General features: G+C 70.5%; 14 protein-coding genes. 11 read left to right on the forward strand and 3 right to left on the reverse strand.

Features of this window, described 5'->3' with window-relative positions:
* The first annotated feature begins 112 nt into the window (after positions 1-112).
* The 3 genes from nirD (at position 113) to ABD841_RS34120 (ending at position 2,557) form a co-directional block, all read left to right on the forward strand.
* The gene (gene nirD / locus ABD841_RS34110) at positions 113-469 is read left to right on the forward strand and encodes a nitrite reductase small subunit NirD (protein ID WP_344980417.1); all 357 of its coding nucleotides are present in this window, start codon (positions 113-115) and stop codon (positions 467-469) included.
* Positions 470-608: 139 nt separating this feature from the next.
* Entirely contained in the window at positions 609-1,778 is a 1,170-nt protein-coding gene (locus ABD841_RS34115; protein ID WP_344980419.1) for a uroporphyrinogen-III synthase, read from the forward strand.
* On the forward strand, positions 1,775-2,557 hold the full coding sequence (locus ABD841_RS34120; protein ID WP_344980421.1) for a sirohydrochlorin chelatase: 783 nt from the start codon (positions 1,775-1,777) through the stop codon (positions 2,555-2,557). The genes ABD841_RS34115 and ABD841_RS34120 overlap by 4 nt, the downstream gene beginning before the upstream one ends.
* Here the strand turns inward: ABD841_RS34120 and ABD841_RS34125 are convergent.
* The 3 genes from ABD841_RS34125 to ABD841_RS34135 all read right to left on the reverse strand — a co-directional run bounded on the left by ABD841_RS34125 (position 2,458) and on the right by ABD841_RS34135 (position 4,646).
* Positions 2,458-3,057 (reverse strand): hypothetical protein, encoded by a 600-nt coding sequence (locus tag ABD841_RS34125; protein ID WP_344980423.1) that lies wholly within the window; start codon positions 3,055-3,057, stop codon positions 2,458-2,460. The two genes, ABD841_RS34120 and ABD841_RS34125, sit on opposite strands and share 100 nt — an antisense overlap.
* A 210-nt stretch (positions 3,058-3,267) precedes the next feature.
* Positions 3,268-4,122, reverse strand: a complete 855-nt coding sequence (locus tag ABD841_RS34130; protein WP_344980424.1) for a PAC2 family protein — start codon at positions 4,120-4,122, stop codon at positions 3,268-3,270.
* 65 nt (positions 4,123-4,187) lie between these two features.
* Positions 4,188-4,646 (reverse strand): universal stress protein, encoded by a 459-nt coding sequence (locus ABD841_RS34135; protein WP_344980425.1) that lies wholly within the window; start codon positions 4,644-4,646, stop codon positions 4,188-4,190.
* Positions 4,647-4,754: 108 nt separating this feature from the next.
* On the opposite strand from ABD841_RS34135, the gene metH reads away from it, so the two are divergent.
* The 8 genes from metH to ABD841_RS34175 all read left to right on the forward strand — a co-directional run bounded on the left by metH (position 4,755) and on the right by ABD841_RS34175 (position 15,896).
* Positions 4,755-8,219: a methionine synthase gene (metH, locus tag ABD841_RS34140; protein ID WP_344980427.1), complete on the forward strand. Its 3,465-nt coding sequence runs from the start codon at positions 4,755-4,757 to the stop codon at positions 8,217-8,219.
* A 21-nt stretch (positions 8,220-8,240) separates the two neighbouring features.
* A complete protein-coding gene (locus ABD841_RS34145) occupies positions 8,241-8,888 on the forward strand; it encodes an HAD family hydrolase (protein WP_344980428.1) in 648 nt (215 codons plus the stop codon).
* Between the two features lie 159 nt (positions 8,889-9,047).
* Positions 9,048-9,560: a cellulose synthase gene (locus ABD841_RS34150; protein ID WP_344980430.1), complete on the forward strand. Its 513-nt coding sequence runs from the start codon at positions 9,048-9,050 to the stop codon at positions 9,558-9,560.
* Positions 9,561-9,824: 264 nt separating this feature from the next.
* Complete coding sequence (locus ABD841_RS34155) at positions 9,825-10,835, forward strand: ABC transporter permease (RefSeq protein ID WP_344980432.1); 1,011 nt, start codon at positions 9,825-9,827, stop codon at positions 10,833-10,835.
* A gap of 61 nt (positions 10,836-10,896) precedes the next feature.
* The gene (locus tag ABD841_RS34160) at positions 10,897-12,669 is read left to right on the forward strand and encodes an ABC transporter substrate-binding protein (protein ID WP_344980434.1); all 1,773 of its coding nucleotides are present in this window, start codon (positions 10,897-10,899) and stop codon (positions 12,667-12,669) included.
* A gap of 82 nt (positions 12,670-12,751) precedes the next feature.
* Positions 12,752-13,765: an ABC transporter permease gene (locus tag ABD841_RS34165; RefSeq protein ID WP_344980436.1), complete on the forward strand. Its 1,014-nt coding sequence runs from the start codon at positions 12,752-12,754 to the stop codon at positions 13,763-13,765.
* Positions 13,762-14,808 (forward strand): ABC transporter ATP-binding protein, encoded by a 1,047-nt coding sequence (locus tag ABD841_RS34170; protein WP_344980438.1) that lies wholly within the window; start codon positions 13,762-13,764, stop codon positions 14,806-14,808. Before ABD841_RS34165 ends, ABD841_RS34170 begins: the two co-directional genes overlap by 4 nt.
* The gene (locus ABD841_RS34175; RefSeq protein ID WP_344980440.1) at positions 14,805-15,896 is read left to right on the forward strand and encodes an ABC transporter ATP-binding protein; all 1,092 of its coding nucleotides are present in this window, start codon (positions 14,805-14,807) and stop codon (positions 15,894-15,896) included. The genes ABD841_RS34170 and ABD841_RS34175 overlap by 4 nt, the downstream gene beginning before the upstream one ends.
* Positions 15,897-15,943 lie beyond the last annotated feature (47 nt).

Consider the following 15,943-nt stretch of genomic DNA (forward strand, 5'->3'; position numbering starts at 1 on the left):
GCACCACGCGGCCGGGAAGCCGTCCCGGCCGCCCGTCCGACACCCGCGACCCGTACCCGACCCGCGACACCCACGTCACCTGCGACACCCCGAGGAGAGGGGGCCTTCACCGATGACCGTCCTGCGCGAAGACCTGGAGACGACCCGCTGGAGCCCGGTCTGCTCCTACACCGACCTGCTGCCCGAGCGGGGCGCCTGCGCCCTCGTGGACGGCCGGCAGATCGCGATGTTCCGTACCTTCGACGGCGTCCTGTACGCGATCGACAACCACGACCCGTTCAGCGGGGCCCAGGTCCTGTCCCGCGGGATCGTGGGCACCAGGGCGGGCGAGCCCTGCGTCGCCTCGCCCATGCACAAGCAGGCGTTCTCCCTCGTCACCGGTGTGTGCCTGGACGATCCCGCGGTGTCCGTGCCCACGTACCGGATCCGCCTCGCCGAGGACGGGACGGTGGAGGTGAGTACGGGGTGAGCCCGCCGGAGACCCGGTACGGGCGGCGGTACGGGCAGAAGCCGGTACGTCGGCACGGACACGGGCCCGGACAGAGCACTGAGCACGGCGGCCGGCGAGGGACGGCCGCGCGGAGCGAGCGAGGAATGGTGAGCGAGAGATGAGCATCGCGGTACTGGACAACCCGGCGGCCTCCCCGGAGACCGCGCCCGACGCGCTGGCCGGGTTCACGATCGGGGTCACCGCCACCCGGCGGCGCGAGGAGTTCTGCGCGCTGCTGGAGCGCCGGGGCGCACGGGTGGTGCGCGCCCCGGCCATCCGGCTGGTGCCCCTGGCCGAGGACGCCGACCTGCTGGCCGCCACCCGCGACGCCCTCGCGGCCCCGGTCGACGACGTGGTGGTCACCACCGGCGTCGGCTTCCGGGGCTGGATGGCCGCCGCCGAGGGGTGGGGGCTCTCGGCCGACCTGGCCGCGCACCTGGGCGCGGCCCGGCTGCTGACCCGCGGGCCCAAGGCGCGCGGCGCGGTCCGGGCCGCCGGCCTGAACGACCACTGGACGCCGGCCACGGAGTCGTGCGACGAGGTCAAGGACTACCTGCTCGCCCAGGACCTGCGCGGCCGGCGCATCGCCGTCCAGCTCCACGGGGAGCCGCTGACCGGCTTCGTGACGTCGCTGCGCGAGGCGGGCGCGGAGGTCATCGAGGTGCCCGTCTACCGCTGGCTGCCCTACCGGGACGTCTCGCCGCTGCGCCGCCTGGTCACCCAGGCGATCTCCGGCGGGGTCGACGCGGTCGCGTTCACCAGCGCCCCCGCCGTGCTCGCCATGCTCAACTCGGCCCGCGCCGACGGCTTGGAGGACGCGCTGGTCGCGGCCTTCGCCGGGCCGGTCGTCGCGGCCTGCGTGGGCCCGGTCACGGCCGGGCCGCTGGTGGCGCGCGGGGTGCCCGTCGTGCAGCCGGAGCGGTCCCGGCTGGGCGCGCTGGCCCGCACGCTCGCCCGGCACCTGCCCGAGCACAGCGTCACCCGCCTGGTCGCGGGCGGTCACCCGCTGGAGATCCGCGGCCACGCGGTGGTGGTGGACGGCGAGCTGAAGCCGCTCCCGCCGGCGCCGATGGCGGTGCTCAAGCGTCTGGCCGAGAAGCCCGGTCACGTGGTGGCCCGCTCCGACCTGCGGACCGTGCTCCCCGGCGGCCCGTCTCGAGACTCGGCCGAGCACGCGGTGGAGATGGCCATCACCCGGCTGCGCCGTGCCCTGGGCCCCTCCGGGATCGTCGAGACGGTCGTCAAACGCGGTTACCGGCTCGCCTGCGACCGGAGCGAGAGCCTGTGACGACGCTCGTCCTGGCCGGGCACGGCACGCGCAGCGCCAAGGGAGAGGAGACGATCACCGGCCTGCGGGACCTGGTGCGGCAGCTCCGCCCCGGCATCCGCGTGGAGAAGGCGTTCCTGGAGATCAGCTCGCCCCTGCTGGCCGACGTGCTTCCCACCCTGCCCGGTCCCGTCGTGGTGGTCCCGCTGCTGCTGGCCGGCGGCTACCACGTCCACATCGACCTGCCCTCCGTGGTGGCCGAGGCGCGGCCCGACGCGATCGTGGCGGCCCCGCTGGGCCCGCACCCGCTGCTGGCGGCCATTCTCGCCCGGCGGCTGGCCGCCGCGGGACTGCGGGCCGCCGACTCGGTGATCCTGGCCGCCGCGGGCTCGTCCGACCCCGCGGCCCTGGCCGATGTGCGCGCCGCGGCCCGGCTGCTGGCGGTGCGGCTCGCCCGCCCGGTCACCGCGGCTTTCGCCGCCGCCGGCTCACCCTCGATCGCCGAGGCCCTCGACCGGCTGCGCTCCGGGCCGGCGCCGCGCATCGCGGTGGCCTCCTACCTGCTGGCCCCCGGCTTCTTCCACGACCGCCTGCGGGAGTGCGGGGCCGATCTGGTCACCGCCCCCCTGGGCGTGGACGCGGACCTGGCCGCGCTGGTGTGGGCCAGGTTCGACCGGGCTCGCCGGGCGGCCGCCGCCGATCAGGCCTCCCGGGTGGTCTCCAGCCTCAGCTCGCGGACGATCTCCTCGGCGCTGTCGTCGCGCGACGGCAGGTGCTCGGCGCCGACGAACATCTCGTAGTAGGCGTGGCGGAAGCACCCGGCCAGCAGCAGCCGGGCGCTGGCGACCGGGTCGACCTCCGGGGCGACCCGGCCGGCCCGCTGCTCGGCCGCCAGGTACTCGCTGATCGGGATCACCTCGGCCATCGGGCCGAGCTCGCTGTCGCGCATCGCCTCGCGGAACCGTACGGTGACCGTGGGCGAGGTGAAGGCGGGCAGCGCCGCGGACTGGATCTCGGAGTAGTACTCGATGCCGGCCCGCGCGATGGGGAACAGGTTGTCGGCGACCCGGCCTTTGCCGACCAGATACATCAGGCCGTCGAGGACGCGCAGCCAGACCGGGAGCCGGTCCTGGAGCAGGGCGAGGAACAGGTCGACCGCGTATCCGGGGGAGGAGCCCCGCGCGCCCGACGGCGAGGGGGCGCTCTGCGCCTCCTCGCGTTTCATGAACACGGCCAGCTCGAGGACACGGCGTCGGGTCTCCTGCGCCTTCTGGTACGGGTCGAGATGTGGAGTCGCCATGGTTGCCCTAACGTGCGCGGTCACCCGGACGATGCGCGACATCGTGCCGCACGGTTCGCCGATGTTTGCGGAGCCCTGTCTCCCCTGTTACGGAATCGCGGCCGGTTGCTGGGATGAAACGATGCGATCCGGACGCGCCTGGTGGGCCCGGTCACCATCTGTGAACCTAGGCGAAAAATCGGACAGAGCGGTAACCGCTCGCCGGGGCCGTCACCCGTCGGAGTCGCGGTCGCGGCGGCGCAGGTAGCGCTCGAACTCGGCGGCGATGGCGTCGCCGCTCGCCTCGGGCAGCTCGGCCGCGTCCTTGCGCTCCTCCAGCTCCTTGACGTACTCGGCCACCTCGCTGTCCTGCGAGGCCAGCTCGTCCACGCCGTGCTCCCAGGCCCGCGCCTCCTCGGCCAGCGAGCCGAGCGGCATCGGGATGTCGAGGAGATCCTCCATCCGGCGCAGCAGCGCCATGGTCGCCTTGGGATTGGGCGGCTGGGCCACGTAGTGCGGCACCGACGCCCACAGCGACACGGCGTGCAGCCCGGCCGCGCCCAGGGCGTGCTGGAGCACGCCGACGATGCCCGTCGGCCCCTCGTAGCGGCTCAGCTCCAGATTGATCGCTCTGGCCAGCCCCTCGTCGGTGGCCGAGCCCACGATCGGCACCGGGCGGGTGTGCGGGGAGTCGTTGAGCAGCGCCCCGAGCAGGACGGCCAGCTCCACCCCCAGCTCGCGGCAGGCCGTGATGATCTCCTCGCAGAAGGCGCGCCACCGCATGTTGGGCTCGATGCCGCGCAACAGCACCACGTCGCGGTCGGCGCCGGGCGGCCTGGCCACCAGGAGCTTCGTCGTCGGCCAGGTGATGGACCGCGTCAGCCCCTCGCCCATCTCGACGATGGGGCGGTTCACCTGGAAGTCGTAGTATTCCTCGGGGTCGAGGGAGACCAGCGGGGTCGCCTTCCACTCTTCCTCCAGGTGCGCGATCACTCCGCTCGAGGCCTCACCCGCGTCGTTCCAGCCCTCGAACGCGGCGATCAGCACCGGGTCGACGAGCTCGGGCAGACCTTCGAATTCGATCACGCGCCCCCTCCTTCTTGCCTCGCCGTCCTATCCGGCTAAGCCTATGCGCTAAGGGGCCCTTCACGTCACCTTCCGTGCGTGGTGTGAACGATCAGCACGTCGCAGCCCGCGCGTTGCGACACGCCCGACGGAACCGAACCGAGCAGGCGTCCCGCCAGGGTGTTGAGCCCGCGGTTGCCCACGACCACCAGGTCGGCCCCGCGCCTGCCGGCGAGGGCGACCAGCACGTCCACCGCGTCGCCCTCCTCGGCGGCCAGCTCGATCGCGCCGGCGCCCGCGGCCACCGCGTGCTCCCGGGCGGCGCGCAGGGCGTCGTCGGCCGGGGTGGAGCCGGTCACCTTGTAGGACAGGTCGCCGAGGACGTCGGCGGCGGCGCTGCGCTCGCGCTCGCGCATGGGGGCGTAGGCGCAGGCCAGGACCAGGGTGGCGCCGGTGGCGGCGGCCAGGGAAGCGGCCCTGGTCACCGCGCCGAAGGAGGAGGTGGAGCCGTCGGTGCCGACGAGGATGGTGCGGTAGGTCGCCATCTGATGCCTCGCAGGGGCTCGTTCGCGGTGCATGCCGGATAATTGGACTCAAAGTTCAATTAGCATCATGAACGATAGCGCCTGAGCGGTTCCCAGTACTCTTGTCCCATGACAAGCACACCGTCTTTCCGTGAAGTCCTGGCCGAGCGTGTCATGGTCGCCGACGGGGCCATGGGGACGATGCTTCAGGCCCACGACGTCACCCTCGACGACTTCGAGGGTCACGAGGGCTGCAACGAGGTTCTCAACGTCACCCGCCCCGACATCGTCCGCGCGGTGCACGACGCCTACTTCGAGGTGGGCGTCGACTGCGTGGAGACGAACACCTTCGGCGCGAACCTTTCAGCTCTCGGCGAATACGACATCGCCGGGCGTGTCTTCGAGTACTCCGAGGCGGGCGCCCGGGTCGCCCGCCGGGCGGCCGACCACTGGTCCACCCCCGACCGGCCGCGCTTCGTGCTCGGCTCCATCGGCCCCGGCACCAAGCTGCCGACCCTGGGCCACAAGCCGTACGTCGAGCTGCGCGACGCCTACTACGACAACGCCGCCGGCCTGATCGGCGGCGGCGCCGACGCGCTGATCATCGAGACCTCCCAGGACCTGCTCCAGGTCAAGGCGGCCGTCCTCGGCGCGCGCCGGGCCGTCGCCGACGCCGGGCGCGACGTGCCGATCATCGCCCAGGTGACCATCGAGACCAACGGCGCGATGCTGCTGGGCTCGGAGATCGGCGCGGCGCTGACCGCGATCGAGCCGCTCGGCGTCGACGTGATCGGCCTCAACTGCGCGACCGGCCCCGCCGAGATGAGCGAGCACCTGCGCTACCTGGCCCGCCACGCCCGCGTGCGCCTGTCGTGCATGCCCAACGCCGGCCTGCCCGTGCTGACCGCCGACGGCGCCTACTACCCGCTCAGCCCGGACGAGCTGGCCGCCGCCCACGACACCTTCACCACCGACTACGGCCTGTCGCTCGTCGGCGGCTGCTGCGGCACCACGCCCGAGCACCTGCGCCGGGTGGTCGAGCGCGTCCGCGGCCGGGAGGTGACCGCGCGCCGCCCGCGCCCCGAGCCCGGGGCCGCCTCGCTCTACCAGACCGTCCCCTTCCGCCAGGACACCTCCTACCTGGCCATCGGCGAGCGCACCAACGCGGTCGGCTCCAAGGCGTTCCGCGAGGCCATGCTGGCGGAGAACTGGGAGGAGTGCGTGGAGATCGCGCGGGCGCAGGCCCGCGACGGCGCGCACATGCTCGACCTGTGCGTCGACTACGTCGGCCGCGACGGCGTGGCCGACATGAAGGAGCTGGCGTTCCGTTTCGCCACCGCCTCCACGCTGCCGATCGTCCTCGACTCCACCGAGCCCGCCGTGCTGGAGGCCGGCCTGCAGGCCCTCGGCGGGCGCGCGGTCGTCAACTCGGTCAACTACGAGGAGGGCGACGGCCCCGAGTCGCGCTTCCACCGGAACATGACCCTCGTCCGCGAGTACGGCGCGGCCGTGGTGGGCCTGACGATCGACGAGGAGGGCCAGGCCCGCACCGCCGACTGGAAGGTCCGGATCGCGGTCCGCCTGATCGAGGACCTCACCGGGAAGTGGGGCATGCGGACCGAGGACATCCTCATCGACGTGCTCACCTTCCCCATCGCCACCGGCCAGGAGGAGACCCGGCGCGACGCGCTGGAGTCGATCGAGGCGATCAAGGAGATCAAGCGCCGCTACCCGAACGTGCAGACGGTCCTGGGCCTGTCGAACGTGTCGTTCGGCCTCAACCCGGCCGCCCGCATCGTGCTCAACTCGGTCTTCCTCAACGAGTGCGTCAACGCCGGTCTCGACGCGGCGATCGTGCACGCCTCCAAGATCCTGCCGATGGCGCGCATCCCCGAGGAGCAGCGCCAGGTCGCCCTCGACATGGTCTACGACCGCCGCCGGGAGGGCTACGACCCGCTCCAGCGGTTCATGGAGCTGTTCGAGGGTGTCGACGCCGCGGCGCTCAAGGCGAGCAAGGCCGAGGAGCTGGCCGCGCTGCCGCTGTGGGAGCGGCTCAAGCGCCGCATCGTCGACGGCGAGCGCAAGGGGCTGGAGGCCGACCTCGACGAGGCCCTGGCGCACCGCCCGGCGCTGGAGATCGTCAACGACGTGCTGCTCGACGGCATGAAGACCGTGGGGGAGCTGTTCGGCTCCGGCCAGATGCAGCTGCCCTTCGTGCTCCAGTCGGCCGAGGTGATGAAGGCCGCGGTGGCGTACCTGGAGCCGCACATGGAGCGGGTCGAGGGCGAGGTGAAGGGCCGCATCGTGCTCGCCACCGTCAAGGGAGACGTGCACGACATCGGTAAGAACCTGGTCGACATCATCCTGTCCAACAACGGCTACGAGGTCGTCAACCTCGGCATCAAGCAGCCGGTCTCGGTCATCCTGGAGGCCGCCGAGGAGAAGAAGGCCGACGTCATCGGCATGTCCGGGTTGCTGGTGAAGTCCACGGTGGTCATGAAGGAGAACCTGGAGGAGATGAACGCCCGTGGCATCGCGGGCAAGTATCCCGTGCTGCTCGGCGGCGCCGCGCTGACCCGCGCCTACGTCGAGCAGGACCTCGCCGAGCTCTTCCACGGCGAGGTCCGCTACGCCCGCGACGCCTTCGAGGGGCTGCGCCTGATGGACGCCTTCATGGCGGTCAAGCGCGGCGAGGACGGCGCGAGCCTGCCGCCGCTGCGCGAGCGCCGCGTCAAGAGCGGCGCCACGCTGGCCAGGACCCCGGTGGAGGAGCTGCCCGCCCGCTCCGACGTGGCCGCCGACAATCCCGTCCCGGCGGCGCCCTTCCTCGGTGAGCGCGTCGTCAAGGGCATCTCGCTCGCCGAGTACGCCGCCTTCCTGGACGAGCGGGCGACGTTCATGGGCCAGTGGGGCCTCAAGGCCGCCCGCGGCGGGGAGGGGCCCTCCTACGAGGAGCTCGTCGAGACCGAGGGCCGGCCGCGCCTGCGTATGTGGCTCGACCGGATGCAGACCGAGGGCCTGCTGGAGGCGGCGGTCGTCTACGGCTACTTCCCGTGCGTCAGCGACGGCGACTCGCTGATCATCCTGGACGAGGCCGGCAACGAGCGCACCCGGTTCACCTTCCCGCGTCAGCGCCGCGACCGGCACCTGTGCCTGTCCGACTTCTTCCGCTCGAAGGACTCCGGTGAGGTCGACGTGGTCGCCTTCCAGGTCGCCACCATGGGCAACCGCGTCTCGCAGGCCGCCGCCGAGCTGTTCGCCAAGGACGCTTACCGCGACTACCTGGAGCTGCACGGCCTGTCGGTCCAGCTGACCGAGGCCCTGGCCGAGTACTGGCACGCCCGGGTCCGCTCCGAGCTGGGCATCGGCGGTGACGAGTCGCTGGAGGACATGCTCAAGGTCAACATCACCGGCTGCCGTTACTCCTTCGGCTACCCCGCCTGCCCCAACCTGGAGGACCAGGTTCAGCTCATGGAACTGCTCGACCCGGCCCGGATCGGCGTGGAGCTGTCGGAGGAGTTCCAGCTCCACCCGGAGCAGTCGACGTCCGCACTGATCGTCCACCACCCCGAGGCCAAGTACTTCAACGTCTGACCGTAAGGGGTTCTCCGAGGTATGGAAGCGGTTCTCTTCGACATGGACGGGCTTCTCGTGGACAGCGAGAAGATCTGGTTCACGGTCGAGACCGAGGTGATGGAGCGGCTCGGCGGACGCTGGGGCCACGGCGACCAGGAGCGGCTGGTGGGCGGCTCCATGCCGGCCGCGGTGGCCTACATGATCGAGGTCGCGGGCGGCGGCGACCCGGATGAGGTGGCGGCCTGGATCCTGGAGGGCATGATCGACAGGCTCTCCGGTGGCGTGGAGATGATGCCCGGCGCGGCCGAACTCCTGGCCGGGGTGCGCCGGGCCGGTCTGCCCACCGCGCTGGTCACCTCCTCGGTCCGGCCGATCGCCGAGGCGTGCCTGGACGGCATCGGCAGGCACCACTTCGACCATGTGGTGACCGGTGACGAGGTCGAGCGGCCCAAGCCCGACCCGGAGCCCTACCTGACGGCCACCCGGCTGCTGGGCGTCGACCCGGCCCGCTGCGTCGTGCTGGAAGACTCCCCGAACGGGGTCACCGCGGCCACCGCGGCGGGTTGCCGGGTGGTGGCGGTGCCGAGCGTGCTGCCCATCCCCGCGGCCCCGGGCCGCCTGGTGGTCGGCTCGCTGCTGGAGGTCGACGTCGAGGTCCTGCGCGAGCTGTCGGCCCGCGAGGTCTGAGCCGCCTGTTCTGGGCCGGGCTCGCCGGCAGATGTCCTCGATGTCAGGGATGTCGCCCTCACCCCCTAGGGGATGATCCATCCTTACGGAGGAGCTCCTGCCGCGACCGCACGTGCCAGGATGGAGAGCGGGTAAGCCGATACGAGGGGGCGGTCCGCTATGACGTTCGACCAGATCGCGTGGTTGCCGGTCTGCGCCGGGGCCACCGGCGTGGGACTGGTGCTGAGCTTCCTGCTGCTGCGCCGCAGGGGGGCCGCGGCGGGGCTGCGCCTGGCGGCGTGGTCGCTGCTGCCGATGGCCGCCTACCTGACCGGCGCCCTGCGCACCCTGTGGCAGATCGGCACCGCCGTCGTCGGTTTCGTGACCGGCCTGGTGTTCAACCCCTTCGTGTGGGCCGGGGTGGCTCTGGCGGGACTGTCCGCCGTCCTCTTCCTGGTCTCCGGGGTGCTGCGCAGGCGCCGCAGGGGCGCTCCGGCAACCGCCGCGCCGTCCACGCCCGCGGTCCGCCGCGCGGGGCGGGGCAGGGCCGTGACGCCCGGCGCGCCGGGCCCGAACGCCACGCAGCCGCTGCCGAGGCCCGCGGCGCCGGCCGCCCGCAAGCCTCCCGCGAAGCCCGCCGACGACGACTTCTCCGACATCGAGGAGATCCTCAAGCGCCGGGGGATCGGGTGACCCCGGGTCACGACCCGGTTCTGTGTCACAATTCCGAGACACAAGCGGAACGCCGTCCAGACATTTTCTGGTAGATCAAAACGAATGAATTTCACGTAAATCACAGTTAAGCCACATAGCGCCTCAGAGGACTGGTCAGCGCAGCTCAGCCCATAGATTCTGCGCACGGGCCCATGATTAACGGCCCGTAGACTTATGGCGCGATACCCCGACCCGGGGGGCGCGTTCGGGACAACGTCGTCTGGGATCCAGGGGGCCAACTGTATGACCGCACCGCTCGATGTCCCCGGCACGGCCATGGAGGCCCAGCCGGAGGCCGTGACCGAAGGGGTGGGCGGAAAGGCCATCGAGGGCCGTTCGCTCGGCCAGATCGCGTGGATGCGCCTCAAACGTGACAAGGCCGCGATCGCCGGCGCTATCGTCGTGGTCTTCCTGACGCTGATCGCGATCTTCGCGGAGCGCCCGTTCGGCGGCCTCATCGCGCTGTTCGGGGATGCGCCGAACATCCCCAACAACGACCTCGTCGACCCCATGACGAGCGCCCCGATCGGCGCCTTCGGCGGCATCAGCCTGGAGCACCCGTTCGGGCTGGAGCCGGTCAACGGGCGCGACATCTTCGCCCGCATCCTCTCCGGCGCCCAGATCTCGCTCCTGGTGGCGTTCCTCGCCACCCTGCTCTCGGTGGTGCTCGGCTCCCTCCTGGGCGTCCTCGCCGGCTTCTTCGGCGGCTGGGTCGACACGCTGATCAGCCGCGCGATGGACGTCTTCCTCGCCTTCCCGCTGCTGCTCTTCGCGATCGCCATCGTGGGCGCCGTTCCCGACAAGGCCCTGGGCCTGGAGGGCAACGCCCTGCGGATCGCGGTGATCGTCTTCATCATCGGCTTCTTCAACTGGCCCTACATCGCGCGCATCGTGCGCGGCCAGGCGTTGTCGCTGCGCGAGCGTGAGTTCGTCGACGCGGCGCGCTCGCTGGGCGCGGGCAACGGCTACATCATCTTCCGGGAGATGCTCCCCAACCTCGTGGCGCCGATCCTCGTCTACTCGACGCTGCTGATCCCCTCGAACATCCTGTTCGAGGCCGCCCTGTCCTTCCTGGGTGTGGGCGTGACCGAGCCGCAGGCCTCCTGGGGCGGCATGCTCACCCTGGCGGTCAACTACTACACGATCGCCCCGCACTTCATGATCATCCCGGGTCTGGCGATCTTCATCACCGTTATGGCCTTCAACCTGCTGGGCGACGGGCTGCGGGACGCTCTCGACCCGCGGGCCCGGTAGCGAACCCGCCACCGCTTCCCGATATCTCACCGTCACTCATGACAAGGGGTGTACCACCACGATGAGGAAGACCAACGCCCTGGCGCTCGCAGCGCTGGGTACCGCGCTGACCATGGGTCTGGCCGCCTGCGGCGGCACGGCCGGTGGTGGCAACACGGGCACCGGGAACCAGAGCACCGGCGCAGCGAGCGCCGGGGCCAAGCACAACGACGCCTACACCAAGGTCGTCAACGCCTCCGACGCCAAGGGCGGCACCCTCAAGTTCGCGCTCTCCGACGAGCCCGACTCGATGGACCCGGGCAACACCTACTACGCCTGGAACTGGAACTTCTCCAGGCTCTACGCCCGCCCCCTGATGACCTACGTCCCCGCGCCGGGCGACGAGGGCCTGAAGCTGGTCCCGGACCTCGCCGAAGGCCCCGGTGAGGTCAGCGACGACGGCAAGACCTGGACGTACAAGATCAAGAAGGGCATCAAGTACGACGACGGCACCGAGGTCAAGGCCGCCGACGTCAAGTACGCCATCGCCCGCAGCAACTTCACCGACGAGCTCACCGACGGTCCGAAGTACTTCGCGGAGTACCTCGACGCCGGCGACTACAAGGGTCCCTACAAGGACAAGAACCTCGACGACTTCAAGGGCATCGAGACCCCCGACGACTACACCGTCGTCTTCAAGCTGAAGGCGCCCTTCTCCGAGTTCGACTTCCTGGTCGCCAACCCGCAGTCGGCGCCGGTGCCGCAGGCCAAGGACACCGGCATCGACTACGAGAAGACCGTCGCCTCGACCGGCCCCTACAAGATCGAGAGCCACGAGGTCGGCAAGCACTTCCACCTCGTCAAGAACGAGAACTGGGACCCGGCGACCGACACCACCCGCAAGCAGCTGCCGGACCGCATCGAGGTGCAGTTCAAGCAGAACGCCGAGGACATCGACCAGCGTCTGCTGAGCGGCCAGATCCACGTCGACCTCGCCGGCACCGGCGTGCAGACGGCCGCCCGCGCCAAGATCGTCGCGGACCCCAAGCTGAAGGACTCCTCGGACAACCCCTTCACGCCGTTCAACCGCTACGCGATGATGTCGGTCAACGTCAAGCCGTTCGACAACATCGACTGCCGCAAGGCCGTGCAGTACGCCACCGACAAGGTCGCCACCCAGACCCCGTGGGGCGGCCCGCTCGGCGGTGAGATCGGCACCACCGCGATGACCCCGACCACGGTCGGCTACAAGCAGTTCGACCTGTACCCCAGCACCGACCACAAGGGTGACGTGGCCAAGGCCAAGGAGCACCTGACGGCCTGCGGCCAGCCGAACGGCTTCGAGACCAACATCGCGGTCCGCGGCGACCGCACCAAGGAGGTCCAGGTCGCCGAGGCCCTGCAGGCCTCCCTCGACAAGGTCGGCATCAAGGCGACCATCAAGAAGTACCCCTCCGGTGACTGGAGCGCCCAGTACGCCGGCAAGCCGGACTTCGTGCACAAGAACAACCTGGGCATCATGATCGCCGGGTGGGGCTCCGACTGGCCCTCGGGCTTCGGCTTCCTCTCCCAGCTCGTCGACGGCCGCTTCATCAAGCCCTCGGGCAACTACAACATGATGGAGCTCAACGACAAGGCCATCAACGATCTGCTGGACAAGGGCATCCAGACCACCGACGCCGCGGAGCGCAACGAGATCTGGTCCCAGGTCGACCAGAAGGTCATGGAGTCGGCGGCGTTCATGTCGTTCGTCTACGAGAAGACCCTGATCTTCCGTCCTTCGAACCTGACCAACGTGTACGTGCACCCGGCCTACGGCATGTACGACTACACCTGGCTCGGCGTTCAGCAGTAGAGCCCTTCCCTAGTTAGCCAAAGGCAGGTGAAGGCCTGAAGGTGCCCGGGAGCGACCCTCCCGGGCACCGGGCCGAACGATCGTGGTCGCTTTCATCGTCCGCCGCGTTGTCGCCGCCGTGCTGATGCTCGCCATCGTCAGCATGGCGACCTTCGCGATCTTCTTTCTCATCCCGCGTGCCCTGGGACAGACCCCCGAGGGCATGGCGTCGCGTTACGTCGGGCGGGACGCCACTCCGGAGGCCATCCAGGGCGCGGTCAAGCGCCTGCACCTGGACGATCCCCTCCTGGTGCAGTACGCCCGCTTCGCGAAGGGCATCGTCGCCGGGCAGGACTACTCGCTCGGCCCGAGGAAGGCCGAGTGCCCGGCACCGTGCTTTGGCTTCTCCTTCAACAACAACCAGCCGGTCTGGCCGACCCTGCTCGACCGGCTCCCCGCCACCATCTCGCTGGCGGTGGGCGCCGCGGTCATCTGGCTGGTATCCGGCGTCAGCATCGGCGTCATCTCGGCGCTGAGACGCGGCACCGTGCTCGACCGATCAGCCATGACGGTCGCGCTGGCCGGGGTCTCGCTGCCCATCTACTTCACCGGCCTGGTGTCGCTGTCGGTGTTCGCCTACACGCTGGGCATCTTCCCCGGCGGCGGCACGTACACCGCCATCACCGACGACCCGGTCATGTGGTTCCAGGCGCTCGTGCTGCCGTGGATCACGCTGGCGTTCCTGTACGCCGCCCTGTACGCCCGGCTCACCCGGGCGGGCATGCTGGAGACCATGGGCGAGGACTACATCCGCACGGCCCGCGCCAAGGGTCTCAAGGAGCGCACGGTCGTGACCAAGCACGCCCTGCGCGCCACCCTGACCCCGATCCTCACCATCTTCGGCCTGGACGTCGGCCTGCTGCTGGGCGGGGCCGTGCTCACCGAGAGCACCTTCTCCATCCCCGGCATCGGCAAGCTCGTCATCGACGCGATCCGCGGCAACGACCTGCCCGTCGTGCTGGGCGTGACGCTGTTCGCCGCGTTCTTCATCGTCCTGGCCAACTTCATCGTGGACGTCCTGTACGCGGTGGTCGACCCGAGGGTGAGGCTCTCATGACGACTCCTCTTCCGCCGGAGTCCTTCCTGGAGCTGCGCGACCTGCGCATCCACTTCCCGACCGAGGACGGCCTGGTCAAGTCCGTCGACGGCCTGTCGTTCAAGCTCGACCGGGGCAAGACCCTGGGCATCGTGGGCGAGTCCGGGTCCGGCAAGAGCGTGACCAGCCTCGGCATCCTGGGCCTGCACAAGGGCGGCCGCGCCAGGATCTCCGGCGAGATCTGGCTGGACGGGGAGGAACTCGTCAGCGCCGGCCAGGACCACGTCCGGAAGCTGCGCGGCAAGAAGATGGCGATGATCTTCCAGGATCCGCTCTCCGCCATGCACCCGTACTACACCGTGGGCGCCCAGATCATCGAGGCGTACCGGATCCACCACGACGTGAGCAAGGCGGTGGCCCGCAAGCACGCGATCGACCTGCTCGGCCGGGTCGGCATCCCGCAACCGGACAGGCGGGTCGACAGCTACCCCCACGAGTTCTCCGGCGGCATGCGCCAGCGCGCGATGATCGCCATGGCGCTCTCCTGCGACCCGGAGCTCCTGATCGCCGATGAGCCCACCACGGCTCTCGACGTGACCGTCCAGGCCCAGATCCTGGACCTCATGCTCGACCTGCAGCGGGAGTTCAACTCCGCGCTGATCGTCATCACCCACGACCTCGGCGTGGTCGCCGAGCTGTCGGACGACATCCTGGTGATGTACGCCGGCAGGTGCGTCGAGTACGGCACGGCCGAGGACATCTTCTACCGGCCCGAGCACCCCTACACATGGGGTTTGCTGGGATCGATGCCCCGCCTGGACCGCGAGCCCACCGAGCGGCTGCTCCCGATCAAGGGCTCCCCGCCCTCCCTGATCAACGTGCCGGCCGGATGCGCCTTCAACCCCCGGTGCACCTACGCCGACCGCACCGGAGGCAAGGCCACCACGGAGATGCCGCAGCTCCTGGAGACCGACGGAGGTCACCTGGTCCGCTGCCACATGCCTCGCGCGGAACGGCGGTCCATCTGGGAGAACGAGATCAAGCCGATGATGGAGAGCGCGTGACCGTGGTTGACGTTGACGACAAGGGCGGCCGGGCCCAGGCCGACCCCGACGCGCTGCTGTCCGTCCAGGGCCTGGAGAAGCACTTCCCGGTGACCAAGGGCCTGCTGCGCCGCCAGGTCGGCGCCGTCAAGGCGGTCGACGGGGTCACCTTCGACGTCCGCAAGGGCGAGACGCTCGGCCTGGTGGGCGAGTCCGGGTGCGGCAAGAGCACCACCGGCCGGCTCATCACCCGGCTGCTGGAGCCGACGGGCGGCCGCATCCTCTTCGAGGGCAAGGACATCACCCACATGTCCCAGAGCGGGCTCCGCCCGCTCCGCCGCGACATGCAGATGATCTTCCAGGACCCGTACTCGTCGCTGAACCCGCGGCACACGGTCGGCGCCATCGTCGGCGCCCCGTTCCGCATCCAGGGGATCGCGACCGAGCAGGGCACGAAGAAGGCGGTCCAGGAGATCCTGGAGCTGGTCGGGCTCAACCCCGAGCACTACAACCGTTACCCGCACGAGTTCTCCGGCGGGCAGCGGCAGCGCATCGGCATCGCCCGGACGCTCGCGCTCAAGCCCAAGCTGATCATCGCCGACGAGCCGGTCTCCGCGCTCGACGTGTCGATCCAGGCCCAGGTGGTCAACCTCCTGGAGGACCTGCAGAACGAGCTCGACCTGACCTACGTCATCGTCGCGCACGACCTGTCGGTCATCCGGCACATCAGCGACCGGGTCGCGGTCATGTATCTCGGCAAGATCGTCGAGCTGGCCGACCGCAAGGGCCTGTACGACACGCCCATGCACCCGTACACCAACGCGCTGATGTCGGCGGTCCCGATCCCGGACCCGGCCCGGCGCAAGGACCGCGAGCGCATCCGCCTCCAGGGCGACGTGCCCAGCCCGCTCAACCCGCCGCCGGCCTGCCGCTTCCACACCCGGTGCTGGAAGGCCCAGCAGGTCTGCAAGACGGTGGAGCCGCCCCTGGTCGAGCTGGCTCCCGGCCACCGGGTGGCCTGCCACTTCCCGGAGAACGCACCCGCGGGCTTCACGCCCCCGGACTCCGCGTCCGCCGACTCAGGCCCCGTGAAGGCCAAGCTCGACTGACCGGCGCCGATCGACGCCCGCGCCCGCCCGCACGGCCGCCCCCGGCC

Origin of the sequence: Streptosporangium fragile, assembly GCF_039534445.1 — a bacterium.
GTDB lineage: Bacteria > Actinomycetota > Actinomycetes > Streptosporangiales > Streptosporangiaceae > Streptosporangium > Streptosporangium fragile.

What these genes read in the sequence shown, in the direction of transcription:
- ABD841_RS34155 (WP_344980432.1), top strand. Translation starts at nt 9,825, where the DNA reads ATGACCGCACCGCTCGATGTCCCCGGCACGGCCATGGAGGCCCAGCCG.
- ABD841_RS34145 (WP_344980428.1), top strand. Translation starts at nt 8,241, where the DNA reads ATGGAAGCGGTTCTCTTCGACATGGACGGGCTTCTCGTGGACAGCGAG.
- ABD841_RS34150 (WP_344980430.1), top strand. Translation starts at nt 9,048, where the DNA reads ATGACGTTCGACCAGATCGCGTGGTTGCCGGTCTGCGCCGGGGCCACC.
- ABD841_RS34170 (WP_344980438.1), top strand. Translation starts at nt 13,762, where the DNA reads ATGACGACTCCTCTTCCGCCGGAGTCCTTCCTGGAGCTGCGCGACCTG.
- ABD841_RS34160 (WP_344980434.1), top strand. Translation starts at nt 10,897, where the DNA reads ATGAGGAAGACCAACGCCCTGGCGCTCGCAGCGCTGGGTACCGCGCTG.
- nirD (WP_344980417.1), top strand. Translation starts at nt 113, where the DNA reads ATGACCGTCCTGCGCGAAGACCTGGAGACGACCCGCTGGAGCCCGGTC.
- metH (WP_344980427.1), top strand. Translation starts at nt 4,755, where the DNA reads ATGACAAGCACACCGTCTTTCCGTGAAGTCCTGGCCGAGCGTGTCATG.
- ABD841_RS34135 (WP_344980425.1), bottom strand. Translation starts at nt 4,646, where the DNA reads ATGGCGACCTACCGCACCATCCTCGTCGGCACCGACGGCTCCACCTCC.
- ABD841_RS34115 (WP_344980419.1), top strand. Translation starts at nt 609, where the DNA reads ATGAGCATCGCGGTACTGGACAACCCGGCGGCCTCCCCGGAGACCGCG.
- ABD841_RS34125 (WP_344980423.1), bottom strand. Translation starts at nt 3,057, where the DNA reads ATGGCGACTCCACATCTCGACCCGTACCAGAAGGCGCAGGAGACCCGA.